General features: G+C 41.2%; 16 protein-coding genes, 4 tRNA genes and 1 rRNA gene. 16 read left to right on the forward strand and 5 right to left on the reverse strand.

Annotation, left to right across the window (positions count from 1 at the left end; translation table 11 throughout):
* Window positions 1-73 precede the first annotated feature (73 nt).
* The 16 genes from SKC37_RS11510 to mutL all read left to right on the forward strand — a co-directional run bounded on the left by SKC37_RS11510 (window position 74) and on the right by mutL (window position 10,350).
* On the forward strand, window positions 74-622 hold the full coding sequence (locus SKC37_RS11510; protein WP_377981607.1) for an RNA polymerase sigma factor: 549 nt from the start codon (window positions 74-76) through the stop codon (window positions 620-622).
* Entirely contained in the window at window positions 619-1,314 is a 696-nt protein-coding gene (locus SKC37_RS11515) for a hypothetical protein (protein ID WP_377981608.1), read from the forward strand. The genes SKC37_RS11510 and SKC37_RS11515 overlap by 4 nt, the downstream gene beginning before the upstream one ends.
* Before the next feature lies 1 nt (window position 1,315).
* Window positions 1,316-2,473: an outer membrane beta-barrel protein gene (locus SKC37_RS11520; protein WP_377981609.1), complete on the forward strand. Its 1,158-nt coding sequence runs from the start codon at window positions 1,316-1,318 to the stop codon at window positions 2,471-2,473.
* A gap of 102 nt (window positions 2,474-2,575) precedes the next feature.
* Window positions 2,576-2,661: transfer RNA gene (locus SKC37_RS11525), tRNA-Tyr, on the forward strand.
* A 43-nt stretch (window positions 2,662-2,704) separates the two neighbouring features.
* Window positions 2,705-2,777: transfer RNA gene (locus tag SKC37_RS11530), tRNA-Gly, on the forward strand.
* A gap of 94 nt (window positions 2,778-2,871) precedes the next feature.
* A tRNA-Thr gene (locus tag SKC37_RS11535) sits at window positions 2,872-2,943 on the forward strand.
* Between the two features lie 71 nt (window positions 2,944-3,014).
* Complete coding sequence (tuf, locus tag SKC37_RS11540) at window positions 3,015-4,202, forward strand: elongation factor Tu (RefSeq protein WP_315577540.1); 1,188 nt, start codon at window positions 3,015-3,017, stop codon at window positions 4,200-4,202.
* An 81-nt stretch (window positions 4,203-4,283) separates the two neighbouring features.
* Window positions 4,284-5,024, forward strand: coding sequence for an NIPSNAP family protein (locus tag SKC37_RS11545; protein WP_377981610.1), 741 nt, complete (start codon window positions 4,284-4,286; stop codon window positions 5,022-5,024).
* A gap of 64 nt (window positions 5,025-5,088) precedes the next feature.
* A tRNA-Trp gene (locus SKC37_RS11550) sits at window positions 5,089-5,159 on the forward strand.
* A gap of 33 nt (window positions 5,160-5,192) precedes the next feature.
* Window positions 5,193-5,384 (forward strand): preprotein translocase subunit SecE, encoded by a 192-nt coding sequence (secE, locus tag SKC37_RS11555; protein WP_130894756.1) that lies wholly within the window; start codon window positions 5,193-5,195, stop codon window positions 5,382-5,384.
* A gap of 16 nt (window positions 5,385-5,400) precedes the next feature.
* A complete protein-coding gene (gene nusG / locus SKC37_RS11560) occupies window positions 5,401-5,997 on the forward strand; it encodes a transcription termination/antitermination protein NusG (RefSeq protein WP_223130979.1) in 597 nt (198 codons plus the stop codon).
* 266 nt (window positions 5,998-6,263) lie between these two features.
* Window positions 6,264-6,701 (forward strand): 50S ribosomal protein L11, encoded by a 438-nt coding sequence (gene rplK / locus SKC37_RS11565; RefSeq protein WP_130894754.1) that lies wholly within the window; start codon window positions 6,264-6,266, stop codon window positions 6,699-6,701.
* 37 nt (window positions 6,702-6,738) lie between these two features.
* Entirely contained in the window at window positions 6,739-7,437 is a 699-nt protein-coding gene (rplA, locus tag SKC37_RS11570; RefSeq protein WP_130894753.1) for a 50S ribosomal protein L1, read from the forward strand.
* A gap of 2 nt (window positions 7,438-7,439) precedes the next feature.
* On the forward strand, window positions 7,440-7,973 hold the full coding sequence (gene rplJ / locus SKC37_RS11575; RefSeq protein ID WP_377981611.1) for a 50S ribosomal protein L10: 534 nt from the start codon (window positions 7,440-7,442) through the stop codon (window positions 7,971-7,973).
* 70 nt (window positions 7,974-8,043) lie between these two features.
* Window positions 8,044-8,430 (forward strand): 50S ribosomal protein L7/L12, encoded by a 387-nt coding sequence (gene rplL / locus SKC37_RS11580; RefSeq protein WP_377981612.1) that lies wholly within the window; start codon window positions 8,044-8,046, stop codon window positions 8,428-8,430.
* Between the two features lie 93 nt (window positions 8,431-8,523).
* Complete coding sequence (mutL, locus tag SKC37_RS11585) at window positions 8,524-10,350, forward strand: DNA mismatch repair endonuclease MutL (RefSeq protein WP_377981613.1); 1,827 nt, start codon at window positions 8,524-8,526, stop codon at window positions 10,348-10,350.
* Here mutL and proC read toward each other — a convergent pair.
* The 5 genes from proC to rrf form a co-directional block, all read right to left on the reverse strand.
* On the reverse strand, window positions 10,339-11,139 hold the full coding sequence (proC, locus tag SKC37_RS11590; RefSeq protein WP_377981614.1) for a pyrroline-5-carboxylate reductase: 801 nt from the start codon (window positions 11,137-11,139) through the stop codon (window positions 10,339-10,341). The genes mutL and proC overlap by 12 nt on opposite strands.
* 1 nt (window position 11,140) lies before the next feature.
* Complete coding sequence (locus SKC37_RS11595) at window positions 11,141-12,247, reverse strand: TlpA family protein disulfide reductase (protein WP_377981615.1); 1,107 nt, start codon at window positions 12,245-12,247, stop codon at window positions 11,141-11,143.
* Complete coding sequence (gene gatB, locus SKC37_RS11600) at window positions 12,248-13,693, reverse strand: Asp-tRNA(Asn)/Glu-tRNA(Gln) amidotransferase subunit GatB (protein ID WP_377981616.1); 1,446 nt, start codon at window positions 13,691-13,693, stop codon at window positions 12,248-12,250.
* Window positions 13,694-13,757: 64 nt separating this feature from the next.
* The gene (locus SKC37_RS11605; protein ID WP_377981617.1) at window positions 13,758-14,153 is read right to left on the reverse strand and encodes a MerC domain-containing protein; all 396 of its coding nucleotides are present in this window, start codon (window positions 14,151-14,153) and stop codon (window positions 13,758-13,760) included.
* A 409-nt stretch (window positions 14,154-14,562) separates the two neighbouring features.
* Window positions 14,563-14,674: ribosomal RNA gene (gene rrf, locus SKC37_RS11610) — 5S ribosomal RNA — on the reverse strand.
* Between the last annotated feature and the right edge of the window lie 11 nt (window positions 14,675-14,685).

Raw genomic sequence — 14,685 nt, forward strand, 5'->3', positions numbered from 1 at the left:
CGGTATTTTGAAATTCTTTTCAAACCGACGCAACCATTTAGCTCTTTATGCCATCTTTGCATTCGAATTAGATATGAATAAACGTTTACCTTCCTTTACTTCTGAAACAGAGCTTATAGCCGCCTGCCGACAAAACAATCGCCAAGCGCAACAGTTCTTGTTTCAAAAAATGGCAGGCAAGATGTTAAGCGTCATCAAACGCTATGTAACAAACACTTCAGAAGCAGAAGATACCTTGATGGAGGGTTTTGTCAAAGTCTTTGCCAAACTAGACCAATACCAAGGCGGAGGTAGTTTCGAAGGGTGGATTCGCAAAATTATGGTGAACGAAGCCTTGATGTCCATTCGCAAAAACAAAGATCGTTTTCCGGTCGACATTGATGTGGCTTTTGACCTGGCGCATCCGGATGAGACATTTATGCAATTAGGAGTTCAAGAAATTGAAAACTTAATTTCATCATTACCCACAGGCTACCGAACAATTTTTAATTTATATGCCATAGAGGGCTATTCCCACGCGGAAATTGCGCTCTTATTAAATATATCAGAGGGAACCTCTAAATCGCAGTTATCGCGAGCAAGAGCTTTATTACAAAATCAACTAATCACCTTACAGCTATGAAAAATTGGAATTCTGTAGAGGAAAAATGGAGAGAACAACTTCAAAAAAAATCCGAAGACATCCCGGAGGGCTTGTGGTCGCGCCTAGAAGAAAGGCTGGAAGAAAAAACGGAACGTAGATTCCCCATCTATTGGGCGGCGGCAGCGATGCTCTTGCTCGCGTTGGGTCTGAGCTGGAAATGGAATACGGCACCGGAGAAGAAATCCGCAGAAGTGACTCATGTCATCGAAAAAACAATAGCGCCTGTAGAAAAAGTCGCCTCATCTGTTTCTGAGCAAATAATTGTTCCAATCAAGTCTACGGAATCTACTTTTGCGAAAACTAGTATTCAACCCTTATCTGAAGTACAAGCTTCAGAAGCGGTAGTGATTGAGGAATCTACCAAACAAGAAACTGTTGCCTCAGTTCCTTTACTAGATAAGAAAGAGGAATCACCAGAGATCGTCACCGTCCGCTTGGACATAGACCCTATTGTAGAAGAGGAAGTAAAGCTAACTATTACACAGCAAAAACGCAGAAAATCACTTTTCGGAAAAATAGTAGGCGAAATAAGACAAGCTTTGGATGGTGAGCCTGTGAACTGGCAAAAACTAAAAGAAGGCAACGCTTCCTTTGAAAATAGAATACACACCGTAGCGAATACCTACGTTAAAACAGAAGAGAACTTAAAACGCACCTTACAATTACAATAATATGAAAAAGATCATCGCAATTATCTGCCTAGTATTGAGCACCATGAGTCTATATGCCAACGACGCACAAGATTCGCTCCTATTAAAAATCAACAAACGCGACCAATCCTTAGTGGGAGCGAAAACGGCTAACCGTACGCTTCGAGAAGAATTAGAAATTGCCTTTGATAAAAAAGGTCTCGTGTTAACAGATAGTCTTTGGCAAAATATTAGACAAGCCATTAAAACAGATTCAGATGGGGATAGTAGCATTTCCGTTCGAATTGGGAATAGTTCAGTGAAGATTGGGATATTTAAGTCATCAGTCGGCAGTGGACAGTCGACAGTGAGCAGTGGTCAGTGGTCAGGCAAAAAAGAAGAAGTACGTGTCGGATTAGACGGCGTTCACGTAAAAGATGGTAACGAAGAAACTCACGTGACTTGGGATGGCGTGTACCACCGGGAAGGAAACGAGGTGACGAAAGTGATTTGGGGTAAGGATTCCACTAAAATAAAGCGCCCTAATCTATATAGCAGAAGAGGTTTAAACTTCTATTTAGGTTTAAATGCGTTGCCAGGGGGAGAAACAGAAATAGCCGTCCCATATCCAGGAGCACCAGCTTACATCCCTAACTTTACGTTAGATCCCATGGGTTCACGGTATGCAAGCATCGAAATCTCCCGTTTTGTAACACTTTCTGAAGGAAAAAAATCCGCTTTCCGCCTAGGCTATGGTTTGGAGATCGATTGGTATAATTTCCGTTTTGATCATAACCGCATCGCCACCAAAGGCCCTAATAGCGTGCAATTCACGACTATTACTTCCTCCACAGGAAAAGAAGTGGCTATGAGCAAGAACAAAATGAGTGTTTCTTACTTGACTCTACCTATTATGCCGCATTTCTCTTTTGACAAAAAATCAGCGGTGCAAATGATCGCCATCGGAGGATATGTGTCCTATCGCTTAGATACTTGGACGAAAGCAATCGAGGAAGAGAGTGGAAACTTGCGCAAAGAGACCAGCAATTTATATGTAAATCCTTTCCGATATGGTGTAAGAGCAGAATTTGCGCTTCGTCATTTCCCTGATTTGTTCTTTAGTTATGATTTAAGTCCTCTGTTTGAACCGGGTAAAGGCCCAGAAATGCGCGGATTAGCGTTTGGAATCCGATTATTGTAAAAATTTATTAGAAATTTTTCACGGATGTGTTTGCGGAAATGAAAAAATGAGCTACTTTTGCGAACTATTTCAGTGGAACGTTACACTGAAAGCACAAATGAAGGGGATATACCAGAGCGGCCAAATGGGGCAGACTGTAAATCTGCTGGTGAATGCCTACGGTGGTTCGAATCCATCTGTCCCCACCATTTTTTTATTACCTTGAATCCTTTTTACAGGAGGATTCAGCAAGCGGGAGTAGCTCATTTGGTAGAGCGATAGCCTTCCAAGCTATAGGTGGCGGGTTCGAGCCCCGTCTCCCGCTCGAAACGAAAAAATGTTGCTAAGGGAGAAATCCCTCTTAGCGATATTTTTGTTTTAGTTAGTCGAAAGAGATTAACAAGAGGCCGCAAGGTTATGCCTTTGTAGCTCAGTGGTAGAGCACTTCCTTGGTAAGGAAGAGGTCGGCAGTTCAATCCTGCTCAAAGGCTCTACGATTAAGCAAGGCCCATTGAACGAGTACATTTGAAACTTTTTATAATAAATTAAAAACTAAATAATCATGGCAAAAGAGAATTTTGACCGAAGTAAACCCCACGTTAACATTGGTACGATTGGCCACGTTGACCACGGTAAAACAACCTTGACAGCTGCTATCACTAAAGTTCTTTCTGAAAAAGGTCTTGCTGAGAAAAAAGATTTCTCTTCCATTGACTCTGCTCCAGAAGAAAAAGAACGTGGTATCACGATCAACACTGCGCACGTAGAATATTCTACTGCTAACCGTCACTACGCACACGTTGACTGCCCAGGTCACGCCGATTACGTGAAGAACATGGTTACTGGTGCTGCACAAATGGACGGTGCTATCTTAGTAGTTGCTGCTACAGATGGTCCGATGCCACAAACGCGTGAGCACATCCTTTTGGCTCGCCAAGTAGGTGTACCTCAATTGGTAGTTTTCATGAACAAAGTGGACATGGTAGACGATCCAGAATTATTAGAATTAGTTGAAATGGAGATCCGTGAGCTTCTTTCATTCTACGAATTCGATGGCGATAACATTCCAGTAATCCAAGGATCTGCTTTAGGTGGATTGAACGGAGATGGTAAGTGGGTAGCTACAATCGAAGCGTTAATGGATGCAGTAGATTCTTGGATTCCACTTCCTAAGCGTGATGTTGATAAGGCATTCTTGATGCCAGTTGAAGACGTATTCTCGATCACAGGTCGTGGTACGGTAGCAACAGGTAAAATCGAGACTGGTGTTATTAACTCAGGTGAAGCAGTTGATATCTTAGGTATGGGAGCTGAAAACTTGAAATCAGTAGTAACTGGTGTTGAGATGTTCCGTAAGATCTTAGATCGTGGTGAAGCTGGTGATAACGTAGGTTTATTATTACGTGGTATTGAGAAAACTGATATCCGTCGTGGTATGGTAATCTGTAAGCCAGGTTCAGTGAAGCCTCACACTAAATTCAAAGCAGAGGTTTATATCTTGTCAAAAGAAGAAGGTGGACGTCACACTCCATTCTTTAACAAATACCGTCCACAATTCTACTTCCGTACGACAGACGTAACAGGTGAAATTACTTTACCTGCAGGAGTTGAAATGTGTATGCCTGGTGATAACTTAACAATTGATGTTACGTTATTGAACGCAGTAGCTATGGACAAAGGTTTACGTTTCGCGATTCGTGAAGGTGGCCGTACTGTAGGTGCAGGTCAGGTAACTGAAATCTTAGACTAATTTTAATTAGCCTATACGGAAAAGAGCGGTCAATGACCGCTCTTTTTTTTTGTACCTTGCTGATGTAAAACAAATAAATCTATGAAAAAATTACTCCTTTTACTCCTATTATGCAGCTTCGCGGTATCCGCGCAAGAGTATTATGAAATCAGAACCTACCAGATGAAGTTTCGCGGAAATGTAAATCTGCTAGAATCCTATCTCTCAAAATCCTTAATTCCAGCCTTAAATGCCTATGGTGTTAGTAAAGTAGGCGTATTTAAAGATTATGGAAAACAAGATCCTGCTACAGTCGTGGTGGCCATCCCTTTCCCATCCCTAGCTTCTTACGCGGGCTATAAAGAGGCGTTAGAAAAAAACACAGCTTACCAGGAGTCGGCAAAAGCTTATTTTGAAAACGTTGGTATGGACAAACCGATGTTCGAAAAGATCTCTATATATCTAGCCAAAAGCTTTGCAGGGCACCCATCCCTAAAATTACCTATCACGAATCCAGGTCGCATCTACGAATGGAGAACGTATGAGGCCTACAATGAAGACGCATTGAAACGCAAAATTGCGATGTTCAATGACGAAGAACTAAAGATCTTTGATACGGTAGGATTACACAATGTATTCTTCGGCGAAGTATTAGCTGGAGAAAATACGCCGTGCTTAAGCTACATGGTTTCCTTCGAAAATATGGCGGAACGCGATGCAAACTGGGCAAAATTTCAAGCAAACCCAGATTGGAAACGTATTTCTGCTGATGCCAAATACGCGAATAGCCATTCTAGAACGGTGCGAAAATTCTTAGAACCCACGAGCTATTCTCAGTGGTAATCAAACAATAATGTGAAGGGGATTTGTAAATTGTCAAAATTTGGCTAAATTTGCAATCCTTTCTACGGGCATAGTATAATGGTAGTATGCAGGTCTCCAAAACCTTTGGTCAGGGTTCGAATCCTTGTGCCCGTGCTAAGTAAATTAAATACCGGTATCGGTTAACTTATGAGCAAATCAACATCATTGATCAAAGAATCATGGACAGAAGTAACAGAAAACGTTACTTGGCCCGCATTCTCTGACTTACAGTCGAGTTCTGTGTTAGTTTTGGTGGCTTCTTTAATCTTCGCCCTTTTAGTAGGTGCGGTGGATTTAGTCTTCAAATCTGGTTTGGATTTATTTTATACTTCATTTTAATAAATAGGTTACAACCATGGCAGAGACTAAATGGTATGTGTTGAGAGCAATCTCAGGACAAGAAAAGAAGGTAAAGACCTATATGGAGAACGAATTAGCACGTCAAGGCGTGTCAGATTCAGTTCCTCAAATTCTTATTCCGACTGAAAAGATTTACGAAATCCGTAAAGGGAAAAAAGTGATTCGCGAGAAGAACTTGTTCCCTGGATATATCTTAGTAGAAGCAGATTTAGCTGGAGAGGTTAGCCACATCTTAACTTCGACACCTGGTGTTATTGGTTTCTTGCAAGCAAATAATGAAGAAGTAGAAGTAACAAAGGTAGAAGGCGGAAAAGTAAAGAAAACGAAAGTAATTGTTAAGAAGCCTGTACCTATTAACCAAGCTGAAGTAAATCGCATCTTAGGTAAAGTAGACGAATCAGCTGCAGTAGAAGAATTTGCTTCAGTTACTTTCATTAAAGGTGAAACGGTTCGCGTAATCGACGGTCCATTCGCCACTTTCGAAGGAACGGTAGAAGAGATTCACGAGAACACGAAGAAATTATCTGTAATGGTGAAGATCTTTGGACGTAATACTCCACTTGAATTGAACTACGCTCAAGTAGAAAAATAATATTCTCTTTCTTTAAAAGAGCTTTGAAAAGTCCTGAACGAAAATTCAGGACTTTTTTTTGTTAACTGTTTGTATTTTAGAATAAAAGCCCTAATTTTGCAGTCCGTTTAAAAAGCGGCAATCTCTGTTTTGAAAATTTCAAGAGGGGATTGGGCCGGAACGTCATTGTTACGCGGAAAGGTCACCCGGAGGGGAATCAGATAAGGAAGCTTCCACCCTTATTGGCAGATAAACCTCTAAATTCACTAAATAAACGATGTTTTAACATGGCAAAAGAAATAGCTGGCTACGTAAAGCTTCAATGCAAAGGTGGCCAAGCCAATCCTTCACCACCCATCGGTCCTGCTTTAGGTTCGAAAGGATTAAATATCATGGAGTTCTGTAAGCAATTCAATGCGAGAACTCAAGATAAGAACGGCGTAGTATTGCCGGTCCTAATTACTTATTACGCAGACAAATCGTTTGATTTCGTTGTAAAAACTCCTCCTGCACCGATCTTGTTATTGGAAGCAGCGAAGGTTAAATCTGGTTCAGCTCAACCTAACTTGAAAAAGGTAGGTTCTGTAACTTGGGATCAAGTACGCGTTATTGCGGAAACTAAGATGCCAGATTTAAACTGTTTTACAGTTGAAGCAGCAATGAGTATGATTGCTGGAACGGCTCGATCAATGGGAATTACTGTTTCTGGTGATAAACCGTTCTGATTTAACCATCAGAAATAAACATTTTAATTAAAAGGTAATGGCAAAACTTACGAAGAAAATAAAGGAAGCCCTTTCAAAATACGATGCAACGCAAGCGTATTCGCTTGAAAAAGCAGCGGAGATTTTGAAAGAAATTTCTTATACAAAATTCGATGCCTCAGTGGATATTGATGTCCGCTTAGGAGTAGATCCCCGCAAAGCGGACCAAATGGTTCGTGGCGTGGTTGCCCTACCTCACGGAACCGGGAAAGACGTACGTGTACTTGTACTATGTACGCCCGATAAAGCAGAGGAGGCAAAAGCAGCCGGTGCTGATCACGTAGGATTAGATGATTACATTGCAAAAATCGAGAGCGGTTGGACCGATATCGACGTAATCATTACTATGCCGACTGTGATGGCAAAATTAGGCCGTTTGGGACGTGTTTTAGGACCTCGCGGTCTGATGCCTAATCCAAAGTCAGGTACTGTAACTTTGGAAGTAGGAAAAGCAGTAAACGAAGTAAAAGCTGGTAAAATTGACTTTAAAGTTGATAAAACTGGTATCATCCATACCTCTATTGGTAAGGTGTCCTTCGGAGCTGATAAAATTGTAGATAACGCTTTAGAAGTAATCAACACGTTGATTAAATTAAAGCCGTCTTCTGCAAAGGGAACTTATGTTAAATCGATCAACTTATCATCGACTATGTCTCCGGGCATTATCATCGATAAGGGAACTGTAGCTGGATTGTAATCATGACAAGAGAAGAAAAAAATCAGATTATTGATGAGTTGAGCGAAAAGTTCGCAGCAACTCCGTACTTCTACATTGCAAGTACAGCCGGTTTAACTGTAGCCGAAGCTAATCAATTCCGTAGCCTTTGTTTTCAGAGAGGTGTTGAATACAAAATATTCAAGAACACGTTAATCTCTAAAGCATTAGCTAAGACTGGAACGGATTATTCCTCTTTAGATGCTGAAGTTTTGACAGGTATGTCAGGTATCATTTTCGCAACTGAAAATGCTAAAGTACCGGCTAAATTGATCAAAGATTTCCGTAAAGAAGCTGGAAAAGAAAAAATTGCATTCAAGGCTGCGTCTATCGAAGGTGGTATCTACATTGGCGAAAGTCAATTAGTTGCACTAGAGAACATCAAGTCGAAAAACGAGATGATTGGCGAAGTTATTGGCTTATTACAATCGCCTGCTAAAAATGTTGTTTCAGCATTACTAAGCGGTGAGAAGAAATTAGCTGGTATCGTGAAGACTTTGTCTGAGCGCCCTGAGTAATTATTACCAAGTTTTACCGGAGTGAAAACTCCAATAAATTATTAATTCTTAACAATTAAATTTTCAAAAAATGGCAGATTTAAAAGCGTTCGCTGAACAATTAGTGAACTTAACTGTAAAAGAAGTAAACGAATTAGCTACTATCCTTAAGGATGAGTACGGTATCGAACCAGCTGCTGCTGGTGCTGTTATGGTTGCAGGTCCTGCAGCTGGTGGCGGTGAAGGTGGTGATGCTGCTGCTGAGAAAACATCTTTTGATGTAATCTTAAAAGCTGCTGGTCCTAACAAATTAGCGATCGTTAAATTAGTAAAAGACTTAACTGGTCAAGGTTTGAAAGAAGCAAAAGACTTAGTTGATGCTGCTCCTAAAGCGATCAAAGAAGGTGTTTCTAAAGACGAAGCTGAAGGTTTGAAAAAATCTTTAGAAGAAGCTGGTGCTGAAGTTGAGATCAAGTAATTCAACCTCAATAGCGTAAAAAAAAGGGAATGGCAACATTCCCTTTTTTTTGGTTAAAACTGTATCTTTGTCCTCTTATTTACCCCTTTATTTATGCATAATCTGATCAAAATGCTTCCTGATGCTATCGCAAATCAAATTGCGGCGGGCGAGGTTGTACAGCGACCAGCCTCTGTGGTAAAGGAGTTAATGGAGAATTCGATTGATGCTGGGGCTAGCTTCGTTCAATTAATCGTGAAAGAAGCGGGGAAAGTCAGCATTCAAGTCATCGATGATGGCAAAGGGATGTCGCCACAAGATGCTTTAATGTGTTTTGAGCGCCATGCCACCTCTAAGATTAGTAAGGCAGAAGATCTATTTGCCATCCATACCATGGGATTCCGTGGGGAGGCTTTGGCCTCTATTGCCTCTGTAGCCCAGGTCGAATTAAAAACAAAGCGAGAGGAGGATGAATTAGGCAGTTTATTGCGCATGGAAGCGTCAGTCTTAAAAGCGAATGAACAAGTAGCAGTTCCAAAAGGGACATCTATCTTAGTCAAAAACCTTTTCTATAATATCCCTGCCCGCCGTAATTTCTTGAAATCCAATCCGGTGGAAATGCGTCATATTTTGGACGAATTTCAACGCATCGCCTTAGCGAATCCAGAGATTAAGTTTTCATTCATTCAAAACGAGCAAGAGACCTATTCCCTACCCGTTGAAAAACTGGGCAAACGTATTGTGGATTTGTTCGGAAAAACCTACCGAGAACAATTAGCCGCTTGTGAGGAAAACACAAACTACGTTAGCATTAAAGGCTATGTAGGCCGCCCAGAATACGCAAAAAAGACGCGCGGAGAGCAATTTTTCTTCGTGAATAATCGCTTTATCAAGAGCTCCTATTTGCACCATGCGGTCATGAGTGCTTATGAACGATTGGTACCAGAGGGCACATTTCCTTTCTATGTCTTGTTTTTGACATTAGATCCGTCTCATATCGATATCAATGTGCATCCGACGAAAACGGAGATCAAGTTTGATGATGAACGATCTATCTATGCCATTTTACAAGCTGCCATCAGGAAGACCCTCAGCTTAAATCATTTGATTCCGTCACTGGATTTCGATGCGAATGTGAATTTTCGAAACCCCAGCGGAGCCATGACAGCACCAGGCGCCATTTCTTCGTTTTCAGGCACGAATTCCACACGGCCTGTTCAAGATGCTTGGAAGAAGCTTTACGAGGGCTTAAATGACAATATTGAAGCATTTGAACGCCAATCCGTCGCAGATCCATCGGCAAATTTGTTTAACGAGGGTTCTACCACGATTCAAAGCAAGGCGAATACCTGGACTCAGGACAGCTCGTCTCATTCTAATTTCCAAGTTATTCAAATTTTGAATAAGTACCTGGTTGTGACGCTATCTGGAGGAATGTTACTCATTGATCAGAAAAAGGCGTATCAGCGCATCTTATTTGATCAATTCTCAGAGAATTTAGTTAAGAAAAATGGCGTATCTCAGCAATTATTATTCCCGCAAATTTTACGCATTAATCCGGCAGACGCTGTTCTATTGGAGGAGATTCTAGTGGACGTTACCGATTTAGGTTTTGGATTAACAAAAGATGCGGAGGAAAATTACTGGATTCAAGGTGTCCCTGCCGGAATAGGCGAGGAGGATGGTCAGAATTTATTAGAGGGTATATTAGAGCAAGTGAAGAATGAAGCGTCAGATTTAGGCCAAAACCATGCTGAAAAAATCGCGCGTATTCTAGCCAATCGAGCCGCAATTCGATACCAATCTAAGAAATTACTTGCGGAAGAAATGTCCGCACTAGTTGAACAATTATTTGCCAGTACGAATCCATCCTATTCTCCTAACGGAGAAATCATCAGTCGTCAATTAAACGAGGCCGATATTAGTTCATTAATTGGCTAATTCCTTTGCGCGATCTCTCGCCGCAATGATTCCTTTCTGCAATCCTTCTGACACCAAATTTTCCTGAAACGTTTTTAAAGCCGCTTCCGTGGTACCTCCTTTAGAAGCTACCGCCTGAATTAATTCATCTAATGTTTTATCACTTGTTTGCATCAAATGATACGAACCTAACATGGTCTGCTTGACAAGCAACGACGCCATTGCTGGCTCAAAACCCATCTTCACTCCCGCATCAATCATCGCCTTAATCAAATAAAAGAAATAAGCCGGTCCACTCCCACTCAAACCAGTCACTGCATCTAACAAACTTTCTTCTTCTAAAAACACTGCACGTCCTGTGGAATTAATTAAATTTTCGACCTTACGGATATCCGACATCCCAACTGCGGGTGCAGCCGCGAAAGCGGTCATTCCCATGCCTAGAAGTGCAGGCGTATTCGGCATAGCACGAACTACTAAATCGTGCGATAAACTTGTTTGAATATTCACCATTGGAATCCCTGCCATGATCGACAAAACGATTTGAGACGGTTGAATAAATCGCGCTAATTCTGACGAAACAGAGGGATAATCTTGCGGTTTTACAGACAAGATGATTAAATCAACTGTCCCAACTTTTTCAGAAATCGTATCGACTACGATTCCCGCCTTTTGTTCTTGAAGAATATAGCCTCGTTCTTTGTTCTTTTCGATCAGAATGAGTTCCTCTTTGGAAACCAAATTATACTGAATGAACGAATTGGCAAAAGCCATTCCCATATTTCCACAACCAATGATCGCTATTTTCATATTACTTTGATTCAAATAATTTGGCCAAATACTGGTCCAACGCCGTACCTCTCAAACCTTTGGCAATAATACGACCAGCTGGGTCTACTAAGAATGTCTGAGGAATGGAGTTAACTTGGTAAGCTTGAGCACCCGCTGAGTTCCAATATTGTAAATCTGACACATGCTTCCACACTAACTTGTCCGACTCGATGGCTTTCAACCAAGCCTCCCGATTCTGATCTAGAGAGACACCAAAAATTTCAAATCCCTTATCTTTATAGGCCGCATAGGTTTTCACAACATTGGGGTTTTCTCTTCTACACGGACCACACCAACTTGCCCAAAAATCAATTAACACATATTTTCCACGTAAAGAGCTCAAAGCCAAAGTCGGGCCCTCAGGAGTCGCTAGGTTAATCTCAGGTGCCAAAGCCCCCTCGTTCACTCCCTGTAATCGCTGTAAATTAGCTACAAACTGACGTACCTGAGGATGAGCTGGTCTCGCCTTACCTAATCGATCCGCAATTTCTACCAGTGAAGTCATTTCCTTTTCTGCTGGCAAAAAATTAGTCGCCCAAAGCGCCACTAAATGACTTCCCATTTGCGGGATTAAAGCTTTTATTTTAGCGGTACTCGCGGTTTGTGCTTGCGTAAATTCGGCCTGAATGCGTTTTTCTTGTTTCTGATCGAGTTGAATTTCTTGATTCCATTTGCGGACTTTGGTCTCCATTTCTTTCGAAATAGCCATTAATTCCAACATATATTTCACATTCGGATAATCCCCTTTCATGGTAAAATTACCCTTACCATCCTCATCATTAACCCCATCTGCCACTATATCAATGAATTCGCCTCCCTCTAAAATAACCAATACTTTTTGCGGCTTAGGAGTGTCAAAGAAATTCAAAAGATAGAAAGCTCCCTGATCTTTTACTTGGCCTTTGAAGTTTACGGTATGCTGTGCGGATGGAACTGCAGAATCGATTTTAATGACCTTTCCAAGATCAGTGATATATTCTAAATAAATTTTTTTACCCGGAATAACCGTCTTCGCCTGCACCCGCAACTCAAAATTTTGAGCCTGCATCGACGTCACAAATAATAATATGATTCCGATTAATTTCATTTAAGCTTTTGATAATTCTTCTGATACCAACTGATTTACACGCTTCGGATCGGCGGCGCCCTTCGATTTCTTCATTACTTCACCGATGAATAAGGCGATCAAGCCTTTCTTTCCTTTTTGGTATTCTTTCACCTTATCTGGGTAAGCAGCGATGGCTTCTTGAACCCAAATGATTAATTCGTCCCCTGTTTGTGCATTTAACCAACCTTGCTCCGATACAATTTGCGCAGGCGATTTATCCGGATTATCGATCATAAGGGGAAATAACTGATGCGCAACCAAATTGTGGGTAAGTGTCCCACTTTCTACTAATTCGATAATTTCCGCTAAAGTTTTAGGGCTTAATTCAAAAGCTGTAATCGATAGATTCGTTTCATTTAAATGAGACTTAACGGGCCCCATTAACCAGTTTGAGATAGCTTTATAGGCTTTGGAAAAAGTAGCTACTTCTTCAAAATAGACCGCCATTTCACGCGTATCCGCTAAGAAGTGTGCATCATAAGCAGGCAAACCAAATTCTTTTATTAATTTTTGTTCTTGTTCCCATGGCAATAGCGGCATAGACGCTTTTACCTCCTGCAACCAAGTTTCTGATATTTCTAGCGGTGCCAAATCAGGTTCCGGAAAATACCGGTAATCATTCATTGTCTCTTTCACCCGCATGGAATGCGTTGTTCCTGTATGCGAATCAAAGGTTCTCGTCTCTTGAATCAACGTTCCACCCTCCGATAACACCTTAGTCTGCCGTACAATCTCATGCTCAATCGCCCGCTGAATATTGCGTAGGGAGTTCATATTTTTGATCTCCACTTTCGTCCCCAAGGTCGTAGATCCCACCGGACGAATAGACACATTAACGTCTGCTCGCAATGATCCCTCTTCCATATTCCCATCACAAATCCCCAGGTATCGAACTAATTTACGAACCTCAGACACCAAGGCAAACGCCTCTTCTGACGAATGGATAGACGGTTCTGTGACCATCTCGATCAAAGGGGTACCTGCACGATTATAATCCAAAAAACTATAAGGATTATCCCCCTCGTGGAGAGATTTCCCAGCATCCTCCTCTAAGTGGATGTGGTGAAACTCCATCTTCTTATCACCTTCTTTCAAATGAACTAAAATAGAACCGCCCATACATATAGGCGTTTTATCTTGGGTAATTTGATAGCCTTTCGGAAGATCAGGGTAAAAATAGTTTTTGCGATCAAAATATTGCCTAGGAGCTATGGTAGAACCAATCGCCAATCCCATTTTAATGGCGTATTCCACCACCTTTTTATTCAACTTAGGCAAAGTACCGGGATGACCTAAAGAGATTGGAGAAATTAAGGTATTAGCTTCTTGGCCAAAAAGAACAGGATCGCTGGCGAATATCTTCGAATTCGTCTGCAACTGTGCATGAATCTCAAGGCCAATAACGGGTTGATAGGAAATGCTCACTGAATAATAATTATAACCGGGATAGGATATAAAGATACAAAATTCCCTCGTGTAAAGATATCAACTACTTGATTTTGCACGTACAAGCTGTTTTATGCTTGTAGTTAAACCAATAAGCTAATGTAATAAAGACTCCTAGGGATAAACCAAAAATCCATTCAATCGACTTCATTCCTACCAAGGTATCCACTAATTTAATCAAGGCAGCTAAAGCCAAAAAATACAAAGGCATCGATTTCTTATGCTTACGGTAATCTTGCCACAATAAAAGCAAAGCCATTACAAAACTACTAGCAACCAAAATCCACTCAGCCAAAGGACTAAATGCGATAGAGCTAGCTAAATAGGGGGCCGCAAATAAAATAAGTGGTAAAGTAAGGCAATGTATTGCACAAAGAAGAGAGAGAAAAACTCCCACTTTTTCAGCCGGCAATAAGTGCTTATACTTTATATTAGACATTTATCTAAATATTTAATTAAATCATTGTTTGCAATAGAGTTGCAAAGATAAAGAATAAAGGATAAAGGACAAAGAATAGATTAGATTATAGATAAGAGAGTATAGAGAAAAGAGTAAAGACTAAAAATGGTAAGTAGTGAATGGTGGCCACTAGTCCAGAGAGAGTGAGTCCGGAGGCGATAGTCTAAAGTCCGGAGGGAGGGAGTCCGGAGGCGATAGTCTAAAGTCCGGAGGGAATTAGTCCGAAGGTTATATTTCATGAATGGATAAAAACGAGGCGGCAGCCTCTTTTTTATGCCATATCTCTACTCTTTGCTCTCTACTCTATTTCCTGACTACTGTCCACTGCCTACTGTCCACTGTTATGCAAAAAAAAACCGCTCTCTTTCGAGGCGGTTTTTTATAAATAACTTGGAGCTTACTTACTTTCCCGGGTTTGATCCCAGTATCATCAGCGGTGCGGGGCTTAACTTCTCTGTTCGAGATGGGAAGAGGTGAACACCCGTCCTATCGGCTCCATACTTTTTGCAAG

The organism is Aquirufa esocilacus, assembly GCF_042715595.1.
GTDB lineage: Bacteria > Bacteroidota > Bacteroidia > Cytophagales > Spirosomataceae > Aquirufa > Aquirufa esocilacus.